Annotated in this window: 25 protein-coding genes and 1 pseudogene; 5 read left to right on the top strand and 21 right to left on the bottom strand. The window is 61.5% G+C overall.

Going from position 1 to position 25640, the window contains the following annotated elements; all coding sequences use genetic code 11:
- The first annotated feature begins 94 nt into the window (after nucleotides 1-94).
- Nucleotides 95-1627, top strand: a complete 1533-nt coding sequence (locus tag LB569_RS07040) for an acyl-CoA carboxylase subunit beta (RefSeq protein WP_140701089.1) — start codon at nucleotides 95-97, stop codon at nucleotides 1625-1627.
- Nucleotides 1628-1654: 27 nt separating this feature from the next.
- Here LB569_RS07040 and LB569_RS07035 read toward each other — a convergent pair whose 3' ends face one another.
- Entirely contained in the window at nucleotides 1655-3184 is a 1530-nt protein-coding gene (locus LB569_RS07035) for an NAD(P)H-hydrate dehydratase (protein WP_224691592.1), read from the bottom strand.
- Nucleotides 3185-3538: 354 nt separating this feature from the next.
- On the opposite strand from LB569_RS07035, the gene LB569_RS07030 reads away from it, so the two are divergent.
- The 3 genes from LB569_RS07030 to LB569_RS07020 all read left to right on the top strand — a co-directional run bounded on the left by LB569_RS07030 (nucleotide 3539) and on the right by LB569_RS07020 (nucleotide 5892).
- Complete coding sequence (locus LB569_RS07030; protein WP_006205430.1) at nucleotides 3539-3877, top strand: P-II family nitrogen regulator; 339 nt, start codon at nucleotides 3539-3541, stop codon at nucleotides 3875-3877.
- Between the two features lie 58 nt (nucleotides 3878-3935).
- Entirely contained in the window at nucleotides 3936-5345 is a 1410-nt protein-coding gene (gene glnA / locus LB569_RS07025; protein WP_140701085.1) for a type I glutamate--ammonia ligase, read from the top strand.
- Nucleotides 5346-5673: 328 nt separating this feature from the next.
- Nucleotides 5674-5892: a hypothetical protein gene (locus tag LB569_RS07020; RefSeq protein ID WP_224691591.1), complete on the top strand. Its 219-nt coding sequence runs from the start codon at nucleotides 5674-5676 to the stop codon at nucleotides 5890-5892.
- A gap of 356 nt (nucleotides 5893-6248) precedes the next feature.
- Here LB569_RS07020 and LB569_RS07015 read toward each other — a convergent pair whose 3' ends face one another.
- Nucleotides 6249-7286, bottom strand: coding sequence for a glutamine synthetase beta-grasp domain-containing protein (locus tag LB569_RS07015; RefSeq protein WP_224691590.1), 1038 nt, complete (start codon nucleotides 7284-7286; stop codon nucleotides 6249-6251).
- Between the two features lie 316 nt (nucleotides 7287-7602).
- Between LB569_RS07015 and LB569_RS07010 the strand changes: the two genes are divergently transcribed.
- Complete coding sequence (locus LB569_RS07010) at nucleotides 7603-7797, top strand: DUF2735 domain-containing protein (RefSeq protein WP_224534564.1); 195 nt, start codon at nucleotides 7603-7605, stop codon at nucleotides 7795-7797.
- 78 nt (nucleotides 7798-7875) lie between these two features.
- Here LB569_RS07010 and LB569_RS07005 read toward each other — a convergent pair whose 3' ends face one another.
- From LB569_RS07005 to rpmD, 19 genes and pseudogenes are all read right to left on the bottom strand, one after another.
- Nucleotides 7876-9762 carry an MFS transporter gene (locus LB569_RS07005; RefSeq protein ID WP_224691589.1) on the bottom strand — a complete coding sequence of 629 codons (1887 nt, stop codon included), beginning with the start codon at nucleotides 9760-9762 and terminating at the stop codon, nucleotides 7876-7878.
- Nucleotides 9763-9945: 183 nt separating this feature from the next.
- A complete protein-coding gene (locus LB569_RS07000; protein ID WP_224691588.1) occupies nucleotides 9946-10737 on the bottom strand; it encodes an ATP12 family chaperone protein in 792 nt (263 codons plus the stop codon).
- Nucleotides 10738-10748: 11 nt separating this feature from the next.
- Nucleotides 10749-11621, bottom strand: a complete 873-nt coding sequence (locus tag LB569_RS06995) for a DMT family transporter (RefSeq protein WP_224691893.1) — start codon at nucleotides 11619-11621, stop codon at nucleotides 10749-10751.
- Nucleotides 11622-11668: 47 nt separating this feature from the next.
- Complete coding sequence (locus LB569_RS06990) at nucleotides 11669-12649, bottom strand: RluA family pseudouridine synthase (protein ID WP_095091656.1); 981 nt, start codon at nucleotides 12647-12649, stop codon at nucleotides 11669-11671.
- 110 nt (nucleotides 12650-12759) lie between these two features.
- Nucleotides 12760-13134 (bottom strand): fluoride efflux transporter CrcB, encoded by a 375-nt coding sequence (gene crcB, locus LB569_RS06985; RefSeq protein ID WP_224534559.1) that lies wholly within the window; start codon nucleotides 13132-13134, stop codon nucleotides 12760-12762.
- A gap of 31 nt (nucleotides 13135-13165) precedes the next feature.
- Nucleotides 13166-13342, bottom strand: a pseudogene (locus tag LB569_RS06980) (DUF779 domain-containing protein); the annotation flags it as partial.
- A gap of 61 nt (nucleotides 13343-13403) precedes the next feature.
- Nucleotides 13404-15107: a hypothetical protein gene (locus tag LB569_RS06975; protein ID WP_224691587.1), complete on the bottom strand. Its 1704-nt coding sequence runs from the start codon at nucleotides 15105-15107 to the stop codon at nucleotides 13404-13406.
- A 216-nt stretch (nucleotides 15108-15323) separates the two neighbouring features.
- On the bottom strand, nucleotides 15324-16154 hold the full coding sequence (locus tag LB569_RS06970) for an aspartyl/asparaginyl beta-hydroxylase domain-containing protein (protein ID WP_224534555.1): 831 nt from the start codon (nucleotides 16152-16154) through the stop codon (nucleotides 15324-15326).
- 157 nt (nucleotides 16155-16311) lie between these two features.
- Entirely contained in the window at nucleotides 16312-16752 is a 441-nt protein-coding gene (locus LB569_RS06965) for a DUF930 domain-containing protein (RefSeq protein WP_224691586.1), read from the bottom strand.
- A gap of 236 nt (nucleotides 16753-16988) precedes the next feature.
- Nucleotides 16989-18296 carry a replication-associated recombination protein A gene (locus LB569_RS06960; protein ID WP_140701068.1) on the bottom strand — a complete coding sequence of 436 codons (1308 nt, stop codon included), beginning with the start codon at nucleotides 18294-18296 and terminating at the stop codon, nucleotides 16989-16991.
- A 57-nt stretch (nucleotides 18297-18353) separates the two neighbouring features.
- On the bottom strand, nucleotides 18354-19847 hold the full coding sequence (locus LB569_RS06955) for a DegQ family serine endoprotease (protein ID WP_140701066.1): 1494 nt from the start codon (nucleotides 19845-19847) through the stop codon (nucleotides 18354-18356).
- A gap of 197 nt (nucleotides 19848-20044) precedes the next feature.
- The gene (gene rplQ, locus LB569_RS06950) at nucleotides 20045-20476 is read right to left on the bottom strand and encodes a 50S ribosomal protein L17 (RefSeq protein ID WP_224691585.1); all 432 of its coding nucleotides are present in this window, start codon (nucleotides 20474-20476) and stop codon (nucleotides 20045-20047) included.
- Nucleotides 20477-20580: 104 nt separating this feature from the next.
- Nucleotides 20581-21591 carry a DNA-directed RNA polymerase subunit alpha gene (locus tag LB569_RS06945; protein ID WP_006205443.1) on the bottom strand — a complete coding sequence of 337 codons (1011 nt, stop codon included), beginning with the start codon at nucleotides 21589-21591 and terminating at the stop codon, nucleotides 20581-20583.
- A 101-nt stretch (nucleotides 21592-21692) separates the two neighbouring features.
- Nucleotides 21693-22082 (bottom strand): 30S ribosomal protein S11, encoded by a 390-nt coding sequence (gene rpsK / locus LB569_RS06940; RefSeq protein WP_006205444.1) that lies wholly within the window; start codon nucleotides 22080-22082, stop codon nucleotides 21693-21695.
- A gap of 137 nt (nucleotides 22083-22219) precedes the next feature.
- Entirely contained in the window at nucleotides 22220-22588 is a 369-nt protein-coding gene (rpsM, locus tag LB569_RS06935) for a 30S ribosomal protein S13 (protein ID WP_006205445.1), read from the bottom strand.
- A gap of 216 nt (nucleotides 22589-22804) precedes the next feature.
- Complete coding sequence (locus tag LB569_RS06930) at nucleotides 22805-23401, bottom strand: adenylate kinase (RefSeq protein WP_224691584.1); 597 nt, start codon at nucleotides 23399-23401, stop codon at nucleotides 22805-22807.
- The gene (gene secY / locus LB569_RS06925) at nucleotides 23398-24738 is read right to left on the bottom strand and encodes a preprotein translocase subunit SecY (protein ID WP_013895692.1); all 1341 of its coding nucleotides are present in this window, start codon (nucleotides 24736-24738) and stop codon (nucleotides 23398-23400) included. Before secY ends, LB569_RS06930 begins: the two co-directional genes overlap by 4 nt.
- A 194-nt stretch (nucleotides 24739-24932) precedes the next feature.
- Nucleotides 24933-25406 (bottom strand): 50S ribosomal protein L15, encoded by a 474-nt coding sequence (gene rplO / locus LB569_RS06920; protein WP_224691583.1) that lies wholly within the window; start codon nucleotides 25404-25406, stop codon nucleotides 24933-24935.
- A 22-nt stretch (nucleotides 25407-25428) separates the two neighbouring features.
- Nucleotides 25429-25626 carry a 50S ribosomal protein L30 gene (gene rpmD / locus LB569_RS06915; RefSeq protein ID WP_006205449.1) on the bottom strand — a complete coding sequence of 66 codons (198 nt, stop codon included), beginning with the start codon at nucleotides 25624-25626 and terminating at the stop codon, nucleotides 25429-25431.
- Nucleotides 25627-25640 lie beyond the last annotated feature (14 nt).

Here is a 25640-nt window from a genome sequence, read left to right as displayed (position 1 = left end):
TGCGCTGCAGCAAAAACCAGCCAAAAGCCGACGCTTGCGCTCCATGGCTGGCATCATTACCACAAACAAAGCTTCCGACTTTGGGGACCGAGCGATGAAGGACGTGCTGAAGGAACTCGAGCGGCGGCGCGACATTGCCCGCATGGGCGGCGGCCAGGCCCGCATCGATGCGCAGCACAAAAAGGGCAAGCTCACCGCGCGCGAACGCATCGAGGTGTTTCTCGACGAGGGCTCGTTCGAGGAGTTCGACATGTATGTCGAGCACCGCTCGACCGATTTCGGCATGGAGAAGACCAAGATCGCCGGCGATGGCGTCGTCACCGGCTGGGGCACGGTCAATGGCCGTCCGGTCTATCTCTTCGCCAAGGATTTTACCGTCTTCGGCGGCTCATTGTCGGAAGCCCATGCCGAAAAGGTCATCAAGGTGCAGGAGATGGCGCTGCGCAACCGTGCGCCGATCATCGGCCTCTACGATGCCGGCGGGGCGCGCATCCAGGAAGGCGTGGCGGCACTCGGCGGCTATGCCGAGATCTTCCAGCGCAACGTGCTCGCCTCCGGCGTCATCCCGCAGATCTCCGTCATCATGGGCCCTTGTGCCGGCGGTGACGTCTATTCGCCCGCCATGACCGATTTCATCTTCATGGTGCGCGACACCTCCTACATGTTCGTCACCGGGCCGGACGTGGTAAAGACCGTCACCAACGAGACGGTGACCGCAGAGAGCCTCGGCGGCGCTTCCGTCCACACGACGAAATCCTCGATCGCCGACGGCGCCTATGACAATGACGTCGAAGCACTCTTGCAGATGCGCCGGCTGGTCGACCTGCTGCCGGCTTCCAACACATCGGAGATTCCCGAGATCGAATGCTACCAGTCGGTCACCGACCATGACATGTCGCTCGACCGGCTGATTCCCGACAACGCCAACAAGCCCTACGACATCAGGGAATTGATCCTGAAGGTCGCCGACGAGGGCGACTTTTTCGAGATCCAGCAGAGTTTTGCCAAGAACATCGTCACCGGCTTCGGGAGGGTAGAAGGCCGCACGGTCGGCTTTGTCGCCAACCAGCCAATGGTGCTTGCGGGCGTGCTCGATTCCGACGCCAGCCGCAAGGCGGCGCGCTTCGTGCGTTTCTGCGACTGTTTTTCGATCCCGCTCGTTACCTTCGTCGATGTTCCCGGCTTCCTGCCCGGCACGGCGCAGGAATATGGCGGATTGATCAAACACGGCGCCAAGCTGCTCTTCGCTTATGCCGAGGCGACCGTGCCGAAGATCACCGTCATCACCCGAAAAGCCTATGGCGGCGCCTATGACGTGATGGCGTCAAAACATCTGCGCGGCGACATGAACTATGCCTGGCCGACGGCGCAGATCGCAGTGATGGGCGCCAGGGGGGCGGTCGAGATCATCTACCGCAAGGATATCGGCGATGCTGAAAAGATCGCAGCCCATACAAAGACCTACGAGGATCGCTTCCTGTCGCCTTTCGTGGCCGCCGAGCGCGGCTATGTCGACGAGGTGATCATGCCGCACTCGACCCGCCGCCGTATCGCCCGGGCGCTTCGCATGCTGCGCAACAAGGACATGCAGAACCCCTGGAAGAAGCACGACAACATTCCGCTGTAATCACCGGCAATCAACAGACCGCGTTTATCAACGGCTGCCGCGAGCAGTAACCAGTTCGCGCAGCACCGGCACCAGCGCCAACGGCAAATCCTCGGCGATCAGTCCCGGCCCGAATCGACTTCCGGCCTCGGCATGGATCCAGACCGCCGCGCAGGCAGCTTCGAAAGCCGGCATGCCCTGGGCAATCAGTCCGGCCGTGATACCGGACAACACGTCACCTGATCCGGCCGTGGCGAGCCAAGCCGCGCCGTTTGAATTGATCGCCGCCCTGCCATCCGGAGCGGCGATCACCGTGTCGGCGCCCTTGTAGACGATGACGGCATTGGCGGCCGCTGCAGCCGCGCGTGCCTTGTCCAGCTTCGAGGAGGCATTGTCGTCGGCGATGCCAGGAAACAGCCTGGCGAACTCGCCTTCATGCGGTGTCATCACCAGCGCGGGCGCGTTCGGCCATCGGGCGGCTTCGAACAACATGGCCGGCGCCTCGCGAAACGAAGTGATCGCATCGGCGTCGAAGACTAGGCCGTCAATTCCGGCGGCGGCGGCCGCTGGCTTGCCCGACGCGAGCAGAGCAAGCGCGAACGCCTGGGTTTTTTCACCGACGCCAAAGCCGGGCCCGAGAACAAAGGCCGACGGCCGGCGCTCCCCGACAAATGCCTCGATGTCGGCCATCTCGTCGGTCCTGCGCAGCATGATCGAGGTCAGGTGCGTGGCGTTGACCTGCATGGCGTTCCCCGGCGACAGAACCGTCACCGCCCCTGCCCCGCTTCGGGCGGCGGCAAGCGCCGACAGCCGCGCCGCACCGGTGGCACTGGGGCCGCCGGAAAAGACGCCGACATGGCCGCGCTTGTATTTGTGCGCGTCGACGGCCGGCACCGGCAAACCGCGCAACCAGAGTGCCGGTCCGTTCTCGAATGTCCGAGGCTGGAGCCTTGCAATCACGTCATCGCCGATGCCAATGTCGGCAAGCACGATCTCGCCGCATCGCTCCCGGCCCGGCAGGAGCAGATGGCCTGGTTTCTTGCGCGCGAAGGTCACGGTGAGGTCCGCCGAAAACGATGTGCCTAGCACCTTGCCGCTGTCGCCGGAAATGCCGGAAGGCAGGTCGACCGCGACAACCGGCAAATGCAGTCCGGCGGCCAGATCGGCCGCCCTGGCGGCTTCGCCGGATAGCGGCTTGGACAGCCCTGCCCCGTAAAGCGCATCGACCACGATCGAGCCCGGCTCGGCTTCAAAGCCGACCAGCGGCCGAGGCTTGATCGAACATTCCGCCGCGGCGAGCGCCGCATCGCTTTGCGCCCTCGGCGCACCTGATGCCCAGATCGTCGTCGCAACGCCGCCGCCTGCCAGGATGCGGGCGACGACATAGCCGTCGCCGCCATTGTTGCCAGGCCCGCAAAGGACATGGACATGGGCCGCTTGGGGATAGCGGACGAAAACCTCGGCCGCGACCGCTTCGCCTGCTCTGCGCATCAATCCAATGCCGTCGGTTGGACCGGCGGCAATCGTCAGCCGGTCCGCCTCGCCCATCTCGGCGGAAGTGAGAAGTTCGTCGCTCATGGATTGCCGATCCGCATTCGATCAAGCATTGTCCAGTTTTCGAGCCGAAGCAAACAAAGAGGGAGGTCTTGCCAGCTGCGCTACATTGCCGGGCGAGCATTCGAGGCGCGAAACCGCACAAAAAATGGGCTGATTGCGTAATTTTCGTGCGGATGCAAGTGAGGAACTGCGCGGGCTTCTGCAGTCCATGGCGCTTCCGGTGCAGCGAATGACGCGAAATTGCATGCCAGCGCGGCTTGGCTTCGAAATCATATGAGACCGCTTCAAATCCCCTATCTGGCACAGTTCGTGCTTGATGGAGGCGCAAGCGGGGGCTCACAACCCGTTTTTTTGGCAGTGGAGGCCACTTTTTACATGAAAAAGATCGAAGCGATCATCAAGCCATTCAAGCTGGACGAAGTGAAGGAAGCGCTTCAGGAGGCCGGACTGCAAGGCATTACCGTGACCGAGGCCAAAGGCTTCGGCCGCCAGAAGGGCCACACCGAGCTCTACCGCGGCGCCGAGTATGTCGTCGACTTCCTGCCCAAGGTGAAGATCGAGGTCGTGCTCGGCGACGATGCCGTGGAAGGCGCGATCGAGGCCATCCGCAAGGCGGCCCAGACCGGCCGCATCGGCGACGGCAAGATCTTCGTCTCCAACATCGAGGAAGTCGTGCGCATCCGGACCGGTGAAACCGGAATGGACGCGGTTTGACGGCCATCCTCTAAGAAACGTCATCATCAAAAAACGTCAGCACACAGGGATAAATGACATGACGACAGCCAAAGACATCATGAAGCAGATCAAGGACAACGACGTGAAATTCGTCGACCTGCGCTTCACCGACCCGAAGGGCAAACTGCAGCACGTCACGATGGATGTCGTCGAGGTCGAGGAAGACATGTTCGCCGATGGCGTCATGTTCGACGGCTCCTCGATCGCCGGCTGGAAGGCAATCAACGAGTCCGACATGGTGTTGATGCCCGATCCCGACACGGTCCACATGGACCCGTTCTTCGCGCAGTCGACGATGGTCATCCTGTGCGACATCCTCGATCCGGTCTCGGGTGAATCCTACAACCGCGATCCGCGCGGCACGGCCAAGAAGGCCGAGGCCTACATGAAGGCGGAAGGCATCGGCGACACCATCTATGTCGGGCCGGAAGCCGAGTTCTTCGTGTTCGACGACGTCAAGTACAAGGCCGATCCCTACAACACCGGCTTCAAGCTCGATTCGACCGAACTGCCGTCGAATGACGACACCGACTACGAGACCGGCAACCTTGGCCATCGCCCCCGCGTCAAGGGCGGCTATTTCCCGGTGCCGCCAATCGATTCGGCGCAGGACATGCGTTCCGAAATGTTGACCGTGCTGGCTGAAATGGGCGTGCGCGTCGAAAAGCACCATCACGAGGTGGCCGCCGCCCAGCACGAACTCGGCATCAAGTTCGACGCGCTGGTCCGCAACGCCGACAAGATGCTGATCTACAAATATGTCGTGCACCAGGTCGCCAACGCCTATGGCAAGACGGCAACCTTCATGCCGAAGCCGATCTTCGGCGACAACGGTTCGGGCATGCATGTCCACATGTCGATCTGGAAGGGTGGCAAGCCGACCTTCGCCGGCAATGAATATGCCGGCCTGTCGGAGAACTGCCTGTTCTTCATCGGCGGCGTCATCAAGCACGCCAAGGCTATCAACGCCTTCACCAATCCGTTGACCAACTCCTACAAGCGCCTGGTGCCCGGCTATGAAGCGCCGGTGCTGCTCGCCTATTCGGCACGTAACCGCTCGGCCTCCTGCCGCATCCCCTTCGGCAGTTCGCCGAAGGCCAAGCGCGTCGAGGTCCGCTTCCCCGATCCGGGCGCGAACCCCTACCTGGCCTTTTCCGCGTTGCTGATGGCCGGCCTCGACGGCATCAAGAACAAGATCCATCCGGGACAGCCGATGGACAAGGATCTCTACGACCTGCCGCCGAAGGAACTGAAGAAGATCCCGACCGTCTGTGGCTCGCTGCGTGAAGCTCTGCAAAGCCTCGACAAGGATCGCGGCTTCCTGAAGGCCGGCGGCGTCTTCGACGACGACCAGATCGACAGCTATATCGAACTGAAAATGGCGGAAGTGATGCGCTTCGAAATGACCCCGCATCCGGTCGAATACGACATGTACTATTCGGTGTAAGAGCCACTGGGATAGCGTTACAGAGCCCTTGAGGGACTACCCCTTCAAGGGCTTTTTTGCTGTCCTCGACGCTCCCGAGGAGCGTCGCGACATCATTGCTTTTCAAGGATTGCTTGGCCGTGGCCGGCACGCGGCAAGGCGGAAGCCGAAATTCAGGGTCGCGACAGATTATTGCGGGCCGTTGGCGGATTGCTCCAAAGCGCATCGGTCGCCAGGAGCGAGCGGCACACTGCCTCAGGCTGCAATGCCCGCTCGTCCGGCGCCCCCGCCAATGCCGTCGTTCACGAAACCCCCGCCCCGTTCGAACAGCATTGCTTGGCGTAACCCCATGGCCACGAATACGCATGCCGCGACATGGTATGTCAACGCACCGGAGGAATCGCAGGAATCGGCGATTTCCTTGTATGAACAGTGGCTTATAGAAGGGTTTGTTGGTGTACGGATGAGCCGGAAACAGGCAGTTTTCCGGGCTTTTTCACCATATCCAGAAACGCAATCCATTGATAACGGCCGCGGTATGCCGGCCAAAAGCCCCTTCATTTGCTGAAGCTGGCTCGACCTTTTCAGTCTGACTTTTTTTGGGTGTATTCAAGTCGCTGCCGTTCGATCGGCTTTGACAGACCTTCGGTGCCTTTTCCGCCCACTCGCTGTCAAAGTGGCATCTCCGAAGCGAGTCTGTCCGCATGAGTGAGCGCGAGGGTATCGGTCAGCCCGGCAGCGAGTGGCGCCTATCGGCGACGAGGGCCGGCTCTTGCATCGGCATCGTCGCCACCGACGCACCACTTTTGCTTCGCCGGGCGAGAGAGATGCCACCACTCGCAATATAACGAAAAAAGCCCCGACGCGGAGCGCCAAGGCTTTTTTCTGTACTGCAAGGACCTTGCGATCCACCCGAGATATAGGTCAGGCGGCGGCCGAAACAGCCGCTGTCGAAACTTGCGATATCGTCTTCAGGATCTGCGAAGCGATCTGGTAGGGGTCGCCTTGCGAGTTCGGACGACGGTCTTCCAGATAGCCCTTGTAGTCGTTCTTGACGAAGGAGTGCGGCACGCGGATCGAAGCGCCACGGTCCGCGATGCCGTAGCTGAACTTGTTCCACGGCGCGGTCTCATGCTTGCCGGTCAGACGCTTGTCGTTGTCGGGACCGTAGACGGCGATGTGGTCCATCAGGTTCTTGTCGAACTGCGCCATCAGCGATTCGAAATACGCCTTGCCGCCGACTTCGCGCATATAGGCGGTCGAGAAATTGGCGTGCATGCCCGAGCCGTTCCAGTCGGTATCGCCGAGCGGCTTGCAGTGGAATTCGATGTCGATGCGATATTTTTCGGTGAGACGCAGAAGCAGGTAGCGAGCAATCCACATCTGGTCGGCGGCTTTCTTGGAGCCTTTGCCAAAGATCTGGAATTCCCACTGGCCCTTGGCCACTTCGGCGTTGATGCCTTCATGGTTGATCCCGGCGGCAAGGCAGAGGTCGAGATGATCCTCGACGATCTGGCGTGCGACATCGCCAACGTTCTTGTAGCCGACGCCGGTGTAGTACGGACCCTGCGGGGCGGGATAACCGCTCTCCGGGAAGCCGAGCGGGCGGCCGTCCTTGTAGAAGAAATACTCCTGCTCGAAGCCGAACCAGGCACCCTCGTCGTCAAGAATAGTGGCGCGCTTGTTCGATGCGTGCGGCGTCACGCCGTCAGGCATCATGACTTCGCACATGACCAGCACGCCGTTGGTGCGGGTCGGATCCGGATAAACCGCGACCGGCTTCAGCACGCAGTCGGAGCTGTGGCCCTCGGCCTGCATCGTGGAGGAGCCATCGAAGCCCCAAAGCGGTAACTCCTCGAGCGTCGGGAATTCGGCGAACTCCTTGACCTGCGTCTTGCCGCGCAGATTGGGGACCGGGGTGTATCCATCGAGCCAGATATACTCGAGCTTGTATTTCGTCATTCTAGCCTCTCGTTGCTTGTTCACCGAACACCAGACGGCGTCGACACGGGTCCGCCGTCGGCAGCCGGCGCTGCCAATTAATAAAATGCAATTCGTATGCCACTCCGGTGTCGGCCGGTGCGGCAAAATGACAGGGAGATGAGGGCGGATTTGTTGAGCCACCTCATCAATGGGTCAAGATCAGTCAAACATCAATTTTGCATATATATTAGGCAGATAATGATCTTTTCGTAGGCATATTGCCTAAAGGAATCGCAAGACCTATGTTGTGGCGAGACTGAATCGACAAGCTCCCGAAGAAGAAAGGAGAGCGCCCATGGAAGTCGCCCCTTCCCGTCCGTCGGCAACAATCCTGATGTTCCCGCTGGCAGCGCGCAGGCCTGCCTTAAATTTAGGCGCCAAGGCCAAATTCGCGGCAGAGCTTGCCGCGCTTCGCGGCGAGCACGCCGATTCCGATGGCTGGTACCACGAAGCCGCCGTCGAGGAAGAGAATTCGCAGCGGAAGAGCTGACGCCTTCAGCATCGAGTTTGCATGAAAAAGCCCGGCGCGATCGCTCGCGCCGGGCTTTTTATTCATATCGGCGATCGACTACTCCTTGGTCCGCAGATCGGTCCCAAGCGTATCCTTGACGAAGATCATGCCGATGATCAGCGTCATCGCGGCGATGACCACCGGGTACCAGAGTCCATAGTAGATATCGCCCTTGTACGCGCTGAACGCGAACACGATCGCGGGCAGCAGTCCGCCGAACCAGCCATTGCCGATGTGATAGGGCAGCGACATGCCGCTGTAGCGGATGCGGGTCGGAAACATCTCGACCAGGATCGCCGCGATCGGTCCGTAGACCATGGTCACGTAGAGGACCAGGATGAACAGGATGCCGATGACCTGCGCCCAGTTGACTTGTGCGGGATCGGCAAACATCGCGAACGCACCCGCTGCCGGAATGGAGTAGACGGTCACCTCAGGGGCGCCGGCCGCCTCATCCTTGGTCAGCACCTTGTCCTTGATCGCCTGCTCGACCGGAACCGTTGCCTTCTCGCCGCCACGGATGGCCGCGGTATCGAGCTTCAGTTCCGGATTGGCGGCGACGAAGGCGTCGAGCTTCTGGTCGGCGACCTTGGCGGCAGCGCGCTTCAGCGGATAACCGCCGTCCTGAAGAGCCATGTTAACCGACTTCTTGAAGACGGTGTCGCTTGCAGCCTTCTTGTCGCCAGCGGCCGCCGCGTCATAGGACGTCACGGTCTCGTTGCCGATCTTGACGGTTGCCGCCGTGCCGGCCGCCGCTGTCGAAACGATATCGTAAGGCACCGAGTTCTTGGAAAGGAAGTCGGTTGCGATATCGCAGGACGTCACGGGTACGCGTGTTCCGGTCGGATTGAACTGGAAGTTGCAGTCTCCAGGGGCTGCTGTCACCGTGGCGCGCGTGTTCTGTTGCGCGGTGGCGAGAGCCGGGTTGGCGGCCCAGGTCAGTGCCTTGAACAGCGGGAAGGTGGTGACGACCGCCAGCGCAAGGCCAGCCATGATGATCGGCTTGCGGCCGATCTTGTCGGACAACCAGCCGAAAAAGACGAAGAAGCCCGTGCCGAGCGCGAGCGCAATGGCGATCATGATGTTGACCGACTGCGCATCGACCTTGAGCACATTGGCCAGGAAGAACAGCGCGTAGAACTGGCCGTTGTACCAGACGACGGCCTGGCCGGCGGTCAGGCCGAACAGCGCGAGGATCGCGATCTTGGCATTTTTCCACTGGCCGAAGGCTTCAGACAGCGGCGCCTTGGAACTCTTGCCCTCCTCCTTCATGCGCAGGAAGGTCGGCGATTCCGAGAGCGACAGACGGATCCAGACCGAAATCGCGAGCAATACGGCTGAAACGATGAAGGGAATGCGCCAGCCCCAGGCCGCGAACGCCTCCTTGCTCAAGGAGTTCTGCACGATCAGGATGACGATCAGCGACAGGAAAAGGCCGAGCGTCGCGGTCGTCTGGATCCATGACGTGTAGAAGCCGCGCCGATCGTCGGGCGCATGTTCGGCGACATAGGTCGCGGCACCGCCATATTCACCACCAAGCGCCAGGCCCTGCAGCATGCGCAGCGCGATCAGCAGGATGGGCGCCGCGATACCCCAGGTCTCGGAACCGGGAAGCAGGCCGACCAGAAAGGTCGAAAGGCCCATGATCATGATGGTCATTAGAAACGTGTATTTGCGGCCGACGAGATCGCCGATGCGGCCGAACACCAGCGCGCCGAAGGGACGCACGATGAAACCGGCGGCGAAAACCAGCAGCGTGAAGATGTAGCGGGTACTTTCGGGAAACGAGTTGAAGAATGTCGTGCCGATCGCGGCCGCCAGCGCGCCATAGAGATAGAAATCGTACCATTCGAAAACCGCGCCCAGCGAGGAAGCGAAGATGACTTTCTTCTCTTCCCGCGTCATGCCGCGGCTCGTTCCGCCGGCGGTCGATGCCATTGCCATTGAGTTATCCTCCCGTGAGACCCAGTCCTCGATGCTGTGCGCCAACGTCCGCGTTCTCCTCCGAACGCGGACTCACAAAACGCAGCCAACACAGGAAAAATGGCAGAAAGCGCCGGGGAAAGGCACCGCGACGATGGGATTATGACTTTCGTATTAGGTGCAGTGCGAAGGCGGGCGTCGCGCTCAGGCCCGCAGCGCTTCAAGCAGACTGACGGCGGCCATCATGTCGCGTTTGCGGGCGGCGCGGCGCGCGACGGCTTCGGCGTCCTGTCCCCACTGCGCGATCTGCCAATCCTCGTCGACATGGCCGGCGGCCCAGGCCTCCTCGCCGTCGAGCGCGCCGAAATCGACGGCGAGCGCCAGCAGTGCGGAGCCGGTCAGCGATGTCATGACATGAATGGCGGCCAGGCGCAGCGGCTCGGCGCGCTGCGCCAAATGGCTGCCCAGCACGGCAATGGTCTCGCGCGGCTGCTCGACATGGATGATACCCTCGGCAAGGTTGAAGCGAGCCCCAAGCGAAGCACGGGCCCAGTCGATGACGGGATCCCACTGCTCGTTCTGCCGCTCGACCAGCCCTTGCGGGGCGTCGGCGCGATAGCAGAGCATATCTGACGAGGCAAAGCGCAGTACGTCTTCCAGCACGGCCTGCGGGTCGGTTGCGACGCCGTCAATGGCGGTGTTGGCCAGCCGCATCACCGGCATCGTCACCGGATTGATCGTCTCGCCCTGCTGCGCGAACTCATCGGCGACCAGCGCCGCGGCCGCCTCGGTCGGCAGCGCCAGCAGTGCCTTGCCCGGGGTGCGCACAGGCTTGCCGTCGAGATGGACGGCAAAGCCACCTTCCACCGGCGCGACCGACACCTCCTTGTAGAAGCGCCTGGGAAGCGGCGTCTTCATCTGAATCTGGGCGCGACGCACCGGATCCGGGTCGGAGAGATATTTGCCCGCTTCGAGGTCGTTGAGGATATCGCGCATAAAAATCTCTTTCAAACCGGCGTCAGCTTGCGCGCCGGCCGGTTGACGATGATCAGGCCGGCCGCAATCAAGCCAAGTGCCAGGAAAATGCGAATGGTCAGCGGCTCGTTCAAGATGATCGCCCCGGACAAAACACCGAAAACCGGCGACAGGAAGGTGAAACTGGACAAGCCGGAGGCGGGATAGCGGCGTAGCAACCAGAACCACAGTACGTAGGTGAAAGCGACGATGTAGATCGCCTGGAAAAGCAGCGCCAGTGTCGGCAGCAAGGAGGGATCCCGGACCGGCGGCCCGGCGAGAGGCAGCACCAGCACGCCAACGATCGCCGCGCCGGCGAGTTGGTAGAGCAGCAGCTTCTCCGCACTTGCCTCGACCAGTTTCGAGCGCTTGATGAGGATATTTGTCAGGGCCCAGAAGAATCCGGAGCCCAGGCTCAGCAGGTCGCCGAACAACATGTCACCACCCCCGCCGAGTTTATCGGAAAAGACGGCGGCAAGCCCCGCGAAGGCCAATAGCAGGCCAAGGAACTTGCGCATGGTGATCTGCTCGCCGAGCAGAAAGTGACCGCCAATCAGCATCCAGAACGGCATCGAGTTGACGAGCAGCGTGTTGCGGGCAACCGTCGTGTGCTCCAGGCCGACATAAAGACAGAGGAATTCGATGCCGAACAGCACGCCGACCGCGATGCCGGCAAGCAATGTGCCGTCGTGCGCGAACAGCGCTACGCCGCGCCAGCGGCACCAGAGAAAAACACAGAGCCCACCGATGATCGAGCGCGCGATCGACAGGAAAACGGGGTCGTAGCCGGCGTAGGAAATCTTGGCGGCAACGTAGTTCAGCCCCCAGGAAAAGGTCAGACCGACCATGATGGCGGCGGCGGCCATATCGATTGTGTCGCGCCGATCAAGCGCGTCGGCGGCGCCGCTCACGGTCAATCCTCCGCGCTGGCGTCGTCGAAGCCGATCAGGTTCCAGCTCTGGCGCATATGCGGCGGCATCGGCGCGGTGACGTCGATGACGCCCTTGTCGGGATGCGGGATGATGATGCGGCGCGCGTGCAGATGCAGGCGGTTTTGAATGCCGCCGGGAAAATCCCAGTTGGTGTCGGCCTCGAAGTATTTCGGGTCGCCGATGATCGGGCAGCCAATATAGGCGGCATGGACGCGAAGCTGGTGGGTGCGGCCCGTATAGGGCTCCATCTCCAGCCATGTCATGGTCTGCGCCGCCTGCTCGATGATACGGTAGTAAGAGACCGCGTGGTCGGCACCCTTTTCGCCATGCGCGGCAATGCGCACGCGGTCGCCGTCGGGCGTCGGCTCCTTGATCAGCCAGGTCGATATCTTGTCCTCGCGCTTGGGCGGCACGCCCTTGACCAGTGCCCAGTACGTCTTCTTGGTTTCACGAGCGCGAAATGCTTCCGACAGCTTCATGGCGGCCAGCCGGGTGCGGGCGACGACCAGCACGCCCGACGTGTCACGGTCGAGGCGATGCACCAGCCGCGGCTTCTCGCCCTTCTGGTTGCGCCAGGCTTCCAGCATGTCATCGACATTGCGCGTGACGCCGGAACCGCCCTGAACGGCGAGGCCGGCCGGCTTGTTGAAGACGAAGACCTTCGGGTCCTCGTGGATCAGCATCTTGGCGAGTACATCGGCGTCGCCCTGGTTGCGGATCGAGTGGCCGGTGAGCGCGCTCTCACCCTTCTTGTCCACCTCGAGCGGCGGAACGCGCACCATCTGGCCAGGCTCGACACGGGTGTCGGCCTTGACCCGACCGCCATCGACACGGATCTGGCCGGAGCGCAGCAGTTTCTGCAGGTGGCCGAAGCCAAGTCCTGGAAAATGGGTCTTGAACCAGCGATCGAGCCGCATGCCCGCCTCGCCGGCCTCCACCGTGATCTGTTCAACGCCTGCCATGTCTTTTTCGCTTATCCGTTTCCCGAGCAGGGCTCTTGGCCCGCTGCGTTTGGCGCGGCAATAGCACTAATGCTCGCCGCCCAAAACCATAAAGCATGCCATGGTGTGCTTTATGGCAGGCTTCTTGCGAGCCAAAGTCCCAGAAACAGGGCAATGATCGCGCCAATGACGCTTGCAAGCGCATAGCCAAACGCCGGCAGCGTGGCGCCCCGCTCCCACAGTGTCGCGAAGTCGAGCGAAAAGGCCGAGAAAGTGGTGAAGCCGCCGAAGATGCCGGTGGCGACGAAGAGTCTGAGCTCGTTCGATCCGCCGCGGCGCGCCAGGGTGGCGATGAACAGCCCCATGGCAAAGGAGCCGATGATGTTGATCGCCATCGTGCCCCAGGGATAGTTGGGGCCGACGAGGCGCAGCGCGCCCATATTGGTCAAATAGCGGATGCCGGCACCAAGCCCGCCACCGACAACGACAAGAAGCAGATTGAACATAGCCGTTACTGCCCCTGCGAAGGCGCCGGCGTCAATCCCTTGAAGCCGGTGACGCCGCCCCGGAGAGGGGACGGACGGTCGACCGCGTCAGGAACCGCCTTTCGCGGCCATTGTCGAGCGAGAACATGCCGCCCCTGCCTGGCACCACGTCAATGCCCGGCACCACCTCAATGATGAGATCGGTGTGCTTCCACGCCGCCATAGCGCTGTAGGACGATGGTCCTAACCGCGACGCCGCGGCTTGCCAGGAGCGGACAGCCGCGCGGCCGTCACCAGTCAGGCGTCGCCCAGTCCGGATATTTTTTCCTGAACTCACCGTAGAGAGTATCGACTTCAGCCGCGCTGACCGGGCGAACCTGCTCATAAAGGTAACCGTTGAAGCCTCCGGACAACCGATATGCGCCAATGCGCCTGTATGCGGCGCCGACACCCGTGCCTGCGAGTATCTGCTGGTCGGGGATCGTTATGCAGAGCTGCGCTCCCGCCTGCAGATGCACCACAGGCGGATCGGTCACGACGGCATATCTGGATTTCAACGCTCTCGGTCCGAATCTGTCGCGGCTGTCAACTTGGCAAGTCCACTCGATGTGAGCGGACAGATGGCCATCCATGCCGACCAACATCCAGTCGTTCATGACCAAATCGGACGCAAATACGGAAAAGCGATCCTCAGGGCCCATCCTGCCGAGAAGGTCGCCGATAAGGCGACGATACTCCGGCTGATTGTCCAGGTGCAGAGGAAGTGTAGCTTCCCTGGCAAAGACGTAACTGATCGGAGCCAGCGCCTGACGCCCAACTGGAAAGAAAGTGCCCAAAAATGCACATCCAGCCAAGACGGCAATGGCGGCAACCGACCATCGCGACCTCAATGCCGGCATCGAAACGATTGCAACGATTGCTTGGGCATATGCGGGAAAAAGCCAAAGAAACATCGGTATTGAGTGATGGCGATCTGGATCCTGCGTTCGGGTAAAAAGGAAAAAAGTCAGTGCAGAGGCGGCGGCGCAAAACAAGGCAAAGTGGTTGCGGCGTACTATTGAAAAATAAAGGCCCAACGCTACGAGTAACCAGTTCGCAAAACTGATCCTGGCTCCTACCTGGCCAAGTTGCGAGAGCAAGTCGGTCTTGTATCCGGCGTAGAGGTCACCGTAGTTGGTCCCCAGGATCTTGAGTATGAGGGGCGCCTGGAAAATCCATGCGGCTCCGGCGATAGCGGCAAGCGCACACATGCCCCCCAGGACCGCATTCCGGAGCGCGGCGAAGTCTCGGTCTTTTGCGATCCGCAACAAACAAAAGAAGACCGCGGAAATCGCGAGCGCGACGGCGGAATATGCGTACCAGCGGCGCAGCATGAATGCCAACCAGACATATGCCCCGACGCGTATGCCACTGACCACGGGCTCGCGGGTGAGGAATTTTGATTTCCAGAAAAAATAGGTCGCCGCGACAAGCGCCAAGGAACCACCGACATCGGGCATCCCACGAAGTGTCGCGGCCCAGAACGGCGTGTACAGAAGGGCCGCAATCAACACGGCGAGCCAGCTTTGCGACGAGCGCGTTTCGGCTATCGCCTCCAGATAGCTCAGTCTTCCCACAAAGAGCGCGGTGGGGACCAAATAGACCACGACTATCGCCGCGACGTATGAAAGCCTCGAGCCGCCAAAGAATATGTGAAACGGCATCAGCGGCGCCAGAGCCGCCACACTGTAATCATCCGCCTTGATGGACGCCCTCAACTGACGCAGCCATTGGACCGGCTCCTGGACCAGAAATTCGCCTTGCTGGTTGAATGCCTTGAAATAGGCGTCGAAATCCCAATAATAAACGGGATCTTCCAGATTTATATATGCCGCGGTAATGGCTACGCACAGCAACGCGCTACAAACGTAAAGCGCGAACCAAAATCTAAAATTTCTGAAACTTTCCACCCAAGCCACCGAGGAAAATAGACTCAACCGATCAAGCGCGAACATTAGCGATACCGCGAATAATATTCGCCGCTCGGAATAGAACCTTCAAATTCGCATAATCATCATAGGGTGCATACTTTAATGCATTGTCACCACAAGGATTGACGACGCGACCGGAAAGCCGTCGCAGGCATGGTGGCGACGCGCGAGGGAAATGACGCGCCAGGCAAAGCGCGCCAGAATGCCGCCGGCGGCGCCGGCAGCATGACAGCTTTTACCTCAGGTGGTTTCGACCTTCTTTGGCTTGGAGGAGCCAATCATCTTCCAGTTCTTGTAGAACATCGAGTTGATGCGCTCGACGCTCACCGAAACAACCGCAAGCATGCCTGCGATCAGGCCCGGGAATGGCGACGGCCTGATAATGTCCATGAACACGCAGTAGCGGCGGCCATCATACTCGTTGACCGAGCGGTGCAGCAGCGTGTCGTCGAAAATGTAGAGCGGATTGTCATGCCAGTAGTTCCTGGCGTTGTTGCACTCGACGAAAACCTCCGCCTTTACGGGCAGCAGATTGTAGAGAATGCGCAGGCTGAGCCGTAGCGGCCCGAAATGCCAGGAGGTCGATTCCTTGCCCCTGAAAACCGAAACGGCAATGGTCTTGATGTATTTGAAATCCTTGTTGAATTCAGCGACGTTGTCGATCCGGTGCTTGCCGTACCATTGATAGACATACATGCCGCGGCGGCCGGTGCCGAAATTGGCGTCGATATCGGCGATGATCTCGTCCTTGCGCGCCTTGAAGACATCCAGGACCTCGTTGACCTCACGCTGATAGTCGGCGGGAAACTGCTCCAGCTTCCACACGCCGGGGTTCCTGTAGCACAGGAGATCGACCAGCAGGTTGAAGGGTGAGAGCAACCAGGTAAAGAGCCCATTGCCAAGGAAATAGCCGCTGAACAGCGCCAGATCCTTCCTTTGGTTGCGCAGCACGTCGATCAGGCCACAGACGATGAAGATCGTCGTCAGGATCGGAATGAAATAGAAGCCAAGGGCGAGAAGCGGGATGGCAATGGCGAATTTGCGAAGGGATTTGCGAAGGGTTTTTGTCATTTTTCCACGCGCGAAGCGCGATCCTGTTGCGAATGAGGTGCCCAAATCATGGCAACGGCCACCGCCCGACCGTGCGCCTTGATAAGGTTTTTTGGGTCACCGCACAACGGCCATGGTGTCTGGCCGGGCTGGCTGCCTGGTGGAGCCCGCCGGGCAGTCAATGCACTGCCGGCAAGCCAAGCTCGTCCCATTTGTCCCTGGCCACGGGATCACCGACCAGGAATTCAAAGCCAATGACGCTTTCGCCGTTCTGCGCGAGCTGGCATTTGAACTTCAGACTGTACCAGTTTTTACGGCTGCGAAAAGCCGCGCCAGCAGCGGCGATCGTCGTGCCTGTGATTTTTTCCTCGGCGGTTGCGTAGGGCACCACGCGCTCCGGCTGGAAATCCGCGCGCCATTGGCGGATCTGATCCATGGCTTCCAGATTGCATAGCTGCACCATGCGCTCGTCGGACGCGAAGGTCTCGAGATCGGCGCGGGCTTGCCTGCTACGCGGATCGGCGAGCGTCTTGGCCGACAACATCCGCGTCGGACGAATCATGGCGGGCGCGGCGGGAGACTGGGGAGCGCTTGGCGTCGGAGCCGGCGCCTCGGGCATGGGCGCGCTGGGCGCCGCTTCGGCGGGCGGTGAAGGCTGTCTTGTCGAAGCCTCGAACTGCTGTTGCGTCAGGATATCTACCGAGACGCGCTCCTCCTCGGGCCGGATCGGAGGTTTCGGCACTGGTATCAACATGACCGTGGCGGCGAGCAGTGCGTGCAGGAGAACCGAAGTGGAAATGCCCCAGGGCGAGGCCTCGTTTCGCACCGCCAAGGCCACCGGGCTCCGCAAGCCGACTATTCCCGCTCTTTGCGCAGCTTTGCCCAATAGTCGAGCCGCTTCCTGATATCGCGTTCGAAACCGCGCTCAGGCGGATCATAAAAGGTCTGGCGGCCCATCTTCTCCGGAAAATAGTCCTGCCCCGAAAAGGCGTCCGGCTCGTCATGATCGTAGCGATAGCCGGCGCCGTAATCCTCTTCCTTCATCAGCTTGGTCGGCGCATTGAGGATGTGCTTCGGAGGCAGCAGCGAGCCATGTTCCTTCGCGGCCCGCGTGGCTGCCTTGAAGGCGGTATAGACGGCGTTGGATTTGGGTGCCGTGGCGAGGTAGACGGTGGCCTCGGCGAAGGCGAGTTCGCCCTCCGGGGATCCCAGATAATCGTACGCGTCCTTGGCGGCGTTGGCGACGACCAGCGCCTGCGGATCGGCAAGGCCGATGTCCTCCATCGCCATGCGCACCAGCCGGCGGCCGAGATAGAGCGGATCCTCGCCGGCGTCGAACATGCGCGCGAGATAGTAGAGCGCGGCATCGGGATCCGAGCCGCGCACCGACTTGTGCAGCGCCGAGATCAGATTGTAGTGGCCGTCCTGGCCCTTGTCGTAGATCGGCGCGCGGCGCTGGACGATGCGTTGCAGCCCTTCGGGATCGAATATCTCGCCAGGTTTGGCCGCGCGCCAGACTTCCTCGGCCAGCGTCAGGGAGGCGCGTCCGTCGCCATCGCTCATGCGAATGAGCATCGTGCGCGCTTCGTCGTCGAGCGGAAGCGCCCTGCCCTCGGTCTCCTCCGCGCGCGTCATCAGCTTGGCGATACTGTCTTCGCCGAGCGAATGAAAAACCATGACCCGCGCGCGCGACAACAAGGCCGCGTTGAGTTCGAAGGATGGGTTTTCGGTCGTGGCGCCGACCAGGACGACCGTTCCATCCTCCATGACGGGGAGGAAAGAATCCTGCTGGGCACGGTTGAAACGATGGATCTCATCGACGAAGAGCAGCGTCTGGCGGCCGTTGGCGCGGCGCAGCTTTGCTGCTTCGAACACTTTCTTGAGGTCGGCGACGCCTGAGAACACCGCCGATATCTGCTCGAAAGCAAGGCTGGTTTCGCCGGCAAGCAACCTTGCCACCGTGGTCTTGCCGGTGCCTGGCGGCCCCCAGAAGATCATCGATCCCAGCGAACCGGAACCGATCAGCCGGGTCAGCGCGCCATCTGGTCCCGTCAGATGCTCCTGGCCGACGACCTCGCCAAGATTTTTCGGCCGCAACCTGTCGGCCAGCGGCCGCCCGGGCGGCACCTTCTCCGGTTCGTCAACGCTGAACAGATCGGCCATCTATGTCTTCAGCTTGGGGATGTCATCCGGTTGGAGCACGGTCCCTCTGGATTGAACTCAGTAACGCAACACCTGGCGCAGTATCTGCCCGCCGCGTTCGACGGTAAAGCGCCACCAGCGCGTATCCTGCTGGGCAACCTGCGCCAGCGTCGCGGCGGTGTCGATGCTGGTGCCGTTGACCTCGCGCACGATGTCGCCCGGCTGGAAGCCGAAATCGGCGGCCGGCGAATCACGGTTGATGTCGATCACCGTCACGCCCTTGAGATCGGTGCGCAGGCCGAGCTTCTGGGCCAGCCGCGGCGACAGTTCCGACACCTTGGCGCCCGAGAACGGGCTGCGGCCATGCAGCGTCACTTCCGAGGCTTTCGCACCTTCCGGCGCACGTTCCAGGGCGATGTCCATCGCCGCCTGCTGTCCCTTTGTCAGGATCGCGAAATTCGCCTTGGTGCCGATCGACAGCGTCGCCATCCGATAGTCGAGCGCTTCGATGCTTTCGACCCCCTTGCCATTGACCTGCAGCACGACATCGCCGGGCTTCAGTCCGGCTTTACCGGCGGGACCTGTCGCTTCGACCGACGACACCAGCGCCCCGGTCGGCTTTTCCATGCCGAGCGATTCGGCGATCTGCGGCGTCACCGCTTCGAACTCGGCGCCGATATAGGGCCGCTCGAAGAAATCGAGGCCGGCCTTGGCCGCATCGGCGAACGCCCGCACCATGTTGGCGGGGATGGCGAAACCAATGCCGATCGAACCGCCGCTGCGGCTGTAGATGGCGGTGTTGATGCCGACAAGCTGGCCGCCCATGTTGATCAGCGCGCCACCGGAATTGCCTGGATTGATGGCGGCGTCCGTCTGGATGAAATAGCCCGAATCCGAAACGCCGATATGGCTGCGCGCAAGGGCCGAAACGATGCCGCTGGTGGTGGTCTGGCCGACGCCGAACGGATTGCCGATGGCCAGCACCAGGTCGCCGACCTCCAGCGCGTCGGAATCGCCGATGGCGATGACCGGGAACGGCTTGTCGGATTCGATCTTGAGCACCGCAAGGTCGAGTGTCTCGTCCTTCAGCATCACCTTGCTGGTGAATTCGCGCCCGTCGGCGGTCGCCACCTTGACCTCGTCGGCATTCTTGATGACGTGGAAATTGGTGACGATGACACCGCTTGGGTCAACCAGCACGCCCGAGCCCAGCGATGACTGCGCACGCGGCTGCGCGCGGCCGAAGAATTCCTCGAAGAACGGATCGCCATCGAAAGGCGATGTGACCTTGGCTGTCTGGGAGGCATAGACGTTGACCACGGCGGGCGCCGTTTGCTTGACCAGCGGCGCGAAGGAAAGCTGGACCTCCTCGCGGCCGAAGGGCACGCGCTTGTCTGGACCTGAAGTAGCGTTCTCGCCTTCGACGCCATGCAGCAGGTCTGTCAGCACGTCGGAGAGCCCTGGATCGGCGGGCTTGGCGGCGTCCTCGGCCAGCGCCTGCCGGGCTGCCGGTGCGGCTGCAAACACCATGAAGGCGCAGAGCAGAACAAGGGACAGTCTTTTGGCGCGCATTGCGAATCCTCCAAGCGAGTTCGGGCGCATTGTCCCGACGAATGTGCAAAATGAAAGGCTAAGCCGCTGAAGTCTGAATATTTTCGCCTGAAAGCAGCCAGCCGGGCCAGGAAATGCTGGCAATATGGCCATACGCGATGTCTGGACAAGAAAAAGGGGCCCGCGGGCCCCTTGAACTCTTCCGAAAAAATCGTGGCTTATGCGGCCGCGGCGTCTTCGTTGCTGCCTTCGGCTTCAAGCCGGGCGCGGTCGCCGGCGCCCTTGGCCTCGGTGTCGCGGTCAACGAATTCGATGACCGCCATCGCGGCATTGTCGCCGTGACGGAAGCCCGCCTTCATGATGCGCAGATAGCCGCCATTGCGGTTGGCGTAGCGCGGGGCGATGGTGTCGAACAGGCGCTTGACGACGCCTTCATTGCCGATCTGGGCGATCACCTGACGGCGGGCGTGCAGGTCGCCGCGCTTGCCGAGCGTCACCAGCTTCTCGACGATCGGACGCAGGTCCTTCGCCTTCGGCAAGGTGGTGACGATCTGCTCGTGCTCGAGCAGCGACACGGCGAGGTTGGCGAACATCGACTTGCGATGGCTGATGCTGCGGGCGAAGCGGCGGCCTTTGAAACCGTGGCGCATGGCTCTTTTCCTTCTTCAGTTGTTCAAGAGGCCGCGGCCCCTGATGGTTTTCCGCATGACCGTCGGATCGGGCGGCCCACGCCGCCGATCCTTGGAATTCATGCTCAATATTGGTCTTCGTAACGCTTGGCGAGGTCTTCGATGTTTTCCGGCGGCCAGTCCGGCACTTCCATGCCGAGATGGAGGCCCATGGCCGCCAGCACTTCCTTGATCTCGTTCAGCGACTTGCGGCCGAAGTTCGGGGTGCGCAGCATCTCGGCTTCGGTCTTCTGGATCAGATCGCCGATATAGACGATGTTGTCGTTCTTCAGGCAGTTGGCCGAACGCACCGAAAGCTCGAGTTCGTCGACCTTCTTGAGCAGCGCCGGGTTGAAGGCGAGCTCGGTGACGGCTTCGGCGGCGACTTCCTTCTGCGGCTCGTCGAAGTTGACGAACAGGCCAAGCTGGTCCTGCAGGATGCGAGCGGCGAAAGCCACCGCGTCCTCGCCCGAGATCGAACCGTCGGTCTCGATGGTCATGGTCAGCTTGTCATAGTCGAGAACCTGGCCCTCGCGGGTGTTCTCGACCTTGTAGGAGACCTTCTTGACCGGCGAATAGAGGCTGTCGACCGGGATCAGGCCAATCGGCGCGTCCTCGGCGCGGTTGCGCTCGGCCGGCACGTAGCCCTTGCCGGTGTCGACGGTGAATTCCATGCGGATTTCAGCGCCTTCGTCCAGCGTGCAGATGACGTGGTCGGGGTTGAGGATCTCGACGTCGCCAACCGTCTGGATGTCGCCGGCCAGAACCGCACCCGGGCCCTGCTTGCGAACGACCATGCGCTTGGGGCCATCGCCTTCCATGCGGATGGCGATTTCCTTGATGTTGAGGACGATGTCGGTCACGTCCTCGCGCACACCGGCGATGGACGAGAATTCATGCAGAACGCCGTCGATCTGAACGGCGGTGACCGCCGCACCGCGCAGCGAAGACAGAAGCACGCGGCGCAGCGCGTTGCCGAGCGTCAGGCCGAAACCACGCTCGAGCGGCTCGGCGACCAGCGTGGTCAGCGTCTTCTTCTTCGACGAGAACTCGATCTTGTTCGGCTTGATCAGTTCCTGCCAATTTTTCTGGATCATGATGCTTTCCTTCCGTTGACCCGCCACCATCCAATCGTGGCGGGCGACCTGGAATACCGTGGAGGAACGCCTTTGGGGCGTTCACGCGGCGTTCGATAGTATTAGACGCGGCGCTTCTTGCGCGGGCGGCAGCCATTGTGCGGGATCGGCGTCACATCACGGATCGAGGTGATGGTGAAGCCGGCCGCCTGCAGGGCGCGCAGCGCCGATTCACGACCGGAGCCGGGTCCGCAGACCTCGACTTCGAGCATGCGCATGCCGTGTTCCTGGGCCTTCTTGGCGACGTCCTCGGCGGCCATCTGGGCGGCGAACGGGGTCGACTTGCGCGAACCCTTGAAGCCCTGGGCACCGGCCGACGACCAGGCGATCGAATTGCCCTGCGCGTCGGTGATGGTGATCATCGTGTTGTTGAAGGTCGAATTGACGTGGGCAACGCCCGACGAAATGTTCTTGCGTTCGCGGCGGCGAACACGTGCGGCTTCCTTGGCCATGGTAGTCCTTTCAGTTGATCTCTACACCGCCGTAATGCCAGCGGCTCCACCTGGAAAAGTGAGCAGTGAATTAGTGAGTAGTGACAGTGCAGGCATCAACGCCGCAATTCACTACCCACTACCAGCTACTCACTCTCTTACTTCTTCTTGCCGGCGATCGACTTGGCCGGGCCCTTGCGGGTACGTGCATTGGTATGGGTGCGCTGACCGCGAACCGGCAGCGAGCGGCGGTGACGCAGGCCGCGGTAGCAGCCAAGGTCCATGAGACGCTTGATGTTCATCGACACTTCACGACGCAGGTCACCTTCGACCTGGTAATCGCGATCGATGGTCTCGCGGATCTGCAGCACTTCCGCGTCGGTCAGCTGGTTGACGCGGCGCTCGGCGGGGATGCCGACCTTGTCGACGATCTCCTGGGCGAACTTCTTGCCAATGCCGTGAATGTACTGAAGCGCGATGACGACGCGCTTGTTGGTCGGAATGTTGACGCCGGCTATACGAGCCATGTTCTTCTCTTCTCCATGTGGACCGGACAACCTTCAACAAGGCAGATCCTGGCGCTGTTCAAATTACCCCGCGTCCGGTGGAGGCCGGCCCTTGCGGGAGTTTCCAGTTCAAAGCGACTGCCTTGCCCTTGCGGACAAGCAAAGTGCGCATCTGATAGGAGACGGGCCGCCATACCGCAGCGAACCGCCTCCGTCAAGCTTAATCTTTAGATTCCCTTACCGCGCCTTTGCGGCTGCCGCGAGCACGGTCTCGATCTCGGCGGTTACCGCGTCGATGCTGGCCATGCCGTCGACAGTCTTGAGCCTGCCCTTGGCGTAGTAGTAGCCGGTCAGCGGCGCGGTCTTCTTGTAGTACTCCCGCAGGCGCTCTTCGAACACGGCGGGATTGTCATCCTTGCGCACCGGCTGGCCGGCGGCTTTGGCATCCTCGGCGCGCTTGACGATACGGCCGACCAGGGCCCGGTCGTCGACGACGAGTTCGATGACCGTGTCGAGACCAATGCCGCGCTCCGAAAGCATCGATTCAACCGCATCGGCCTGCACCAGCGTGCGTGGGTAGCCGTCGAGGATGAACCCCTTGGCGCAGTCCGTCTGATCGATCCGTTCGGCGACGATGGCGTTGACGATGGCATCGGACACCAGTTCACCGGCATCCATCACCGCCTTGGCACGTTTGCCGACCTCGGTGCCGGCCTGGACGGCGGCACGCAACATATCACCCGTCGAGAGCTGGGGTATGCCGTGTTTTTCTACCAGTCTTTGTGCTTGTGTCCCCTTGCCCGCCCCTGGCGGCCCAAGCAAAATCAACCTCATCTGGCTTTCTTCCCCCCGCGCAGCTTCGACTTCTTGATCAGGCCTTCATACTGGTGCGCGATCAGGTGACCCTGAATCTGCGCAACCGTATCGAGCGTGACACTGACCACGATCAGAAGCGATGTGCCACCAAGGTAGAATGGTACGCCAGTCGCCGAGATCAGGAACTCCGGCAGCAGGCACACCAGCACCAGATAGATGGCGCCGACGACGGTGATGCGGGTGAGAACGTAATCGATATAATCGGCGGTGCGCTCGCCCGGGCGATAGCCCGGGATGAAGCCCGAATGCTTCTTGAGCTGGTCGGCGGTGTCCTTCGGGTTGAAGACAATCGCTGTGTAGAAGAAGGCGAAGAACACGATCATCGCCGCGTAGAATGCCATGTAGAGCGGCTGGCCGTGGCCAAGCGAGGCCAGGATGGTGCTGGCCCAGGCCGGCATGTTGGTCGTCTGCGAGAAGCCGGCGATGGTGGCCGGCAGCAGGAGCAGCGACGACGCGAAGATCGGCGGGATGACGCCCGACGTGTTGAGCTTGAGCGGCAAATGCGAGGTGTCGCCCTGGAACATGCGGTTGCCGACCTGGCGCTTCGGATACTGGATCAGCAGGCGGCGCTGGGCGCGCTCGAAGAAGACGATGAGCGCGATAACGACGATGGCCAGAACGATGATCGCCAGGATCAAGCCGGTCGACAGCGCACCGGTGCGGCCGAGTTCCAGCGTGCCGGAGATAGCATGCGGCAGGCCGGCGACGATGCCGGAGAAGATGATCAGCGAAATGCCGTTGCCGATGCCGCGCGCGGTGATCTGCTCACCGAGCCACATCAGGAACATGGTGCCGCCGACCAGGGTGACAACGGTCGAGATCCGGAAGAACATGCCGGGATCGCTGACGATGCCGTTGCCGTTCTCCAGGCCCACCGAAATGCCATAGGCCTGCACCAGCGCCAGAAGCACGGTGCCGTAGCGCGTGTACTGGTTGATGACCTTGCGGCCCTGTTCGCCTTCCTTCTTCAGCGCTTCCAGCGAGGGGATGACCGAGGTCATCAGCTGCATGATGATGGAGGCGGAGATGTAGGGCATGATGCCGAGCGCGAAGATGGCCATGCGCTGCACGGCGCCGCCGGCGAACATGTTGAACATGCCGAGCACGCCCTTGCTCTGCGAGGAGAAGGCCTGGGCGAAAGCGTCGGGATTGATGCCGGGAAGCGGGATGTAGGTGCCCAGACGATAGACGAGCAAGGCGCCGATGGTGAACCAGATGCGTTTCTTCAGGTCCTCCGCCTTGGCGAAGGCCGAGAAATTCAGATTCGAGGCTAGTTGTTCAGCAGCCGAAGCCATGCCTGATTCTCCGCTTGGTAACGCTTGATGGCCCGTGAGGTCAGGCGGCGCGTTTCACCGAAGCTCACGAGATAAGCTCCGGGCTGTAAACATGCAAGCGGCCGCGTTGACGCGGCCGCCCAATTGATCAGATCGAAGCACGTTTCGAGGGCAAAAACGAAATCATCCTTGCCCGATCGCGCTTCAAATCGCCGTTACTCGGCGGCGGCTACTTCAGGCAGCTTCACCGAACCGCCGGCCTTCTCGATCTTCTCGATCGCGGCCTTGGAAGCGCCGGCGACGTCGAAGGCGAGCTCGGCCTTGAGTTCGCCATCCGACAGCACGCGCACGCCATCCTTGACGCGACGGATGACACCGGCGGCGACAAGCGCCTCGGCCGTCACGGTTGCCTTGGCATCGAGCTTCTTGGCATCGACCGCTTGCTGGATACGGGCCAGCGAGACGACGACGAAGCTCTTGGCGAAGATGTTGTTGAAGCCACGCTTCGGCAGGCGCCGGTAGAGCGGCATCTGGCCGCCCTCGAAGCCGTTGACGGCAACGCCGGAGCGCGCCTTCTGGCCCTTGACGCCGCGACCGGCGGTCTTGCCCGAGCCGGAGCCGATGCCACGGCCGAGACGCTTCTTGGAATGCGTCGCGCCGTCCTTGTCACGCAGATCATTGAGTTTCATCTGGGTTCTCCTGCGCTTTGGCTCAGCCCTCGTCCACGACGCGGACGAGATGCTGGACGGCGGCGATCATGCCGCGCACGGAGGGCGTATCTTCCAGCGTGCGCTGCTTGTGCATCTTGTTGAGGCCGAGGCCGACCAGCGTGGCGCGCTGTTCCTTCGGGCGGCGGATCGGCGAACCGATCTGCTCAACGGTGATGGTCTTGGTTGCTTTCTTGGCCATGGTCAAAATCCCTG

Origin of the sequence: Mesorhizobium sp. BH1-1-4, from assembly GCF_020165665.1 — a bacterium.
Taxonomy (GTDB): Bacteria; Pseudomonadota; Alphaproteobacteria; order Rhizobiales; family Rhizobiaceae; genus Mesorhizobium.
The sequence above is the reverse complement of the archived record's forward strand: the minus strand, read 5'-3'. Positions and strand labels throughout refer to the sequence as shown.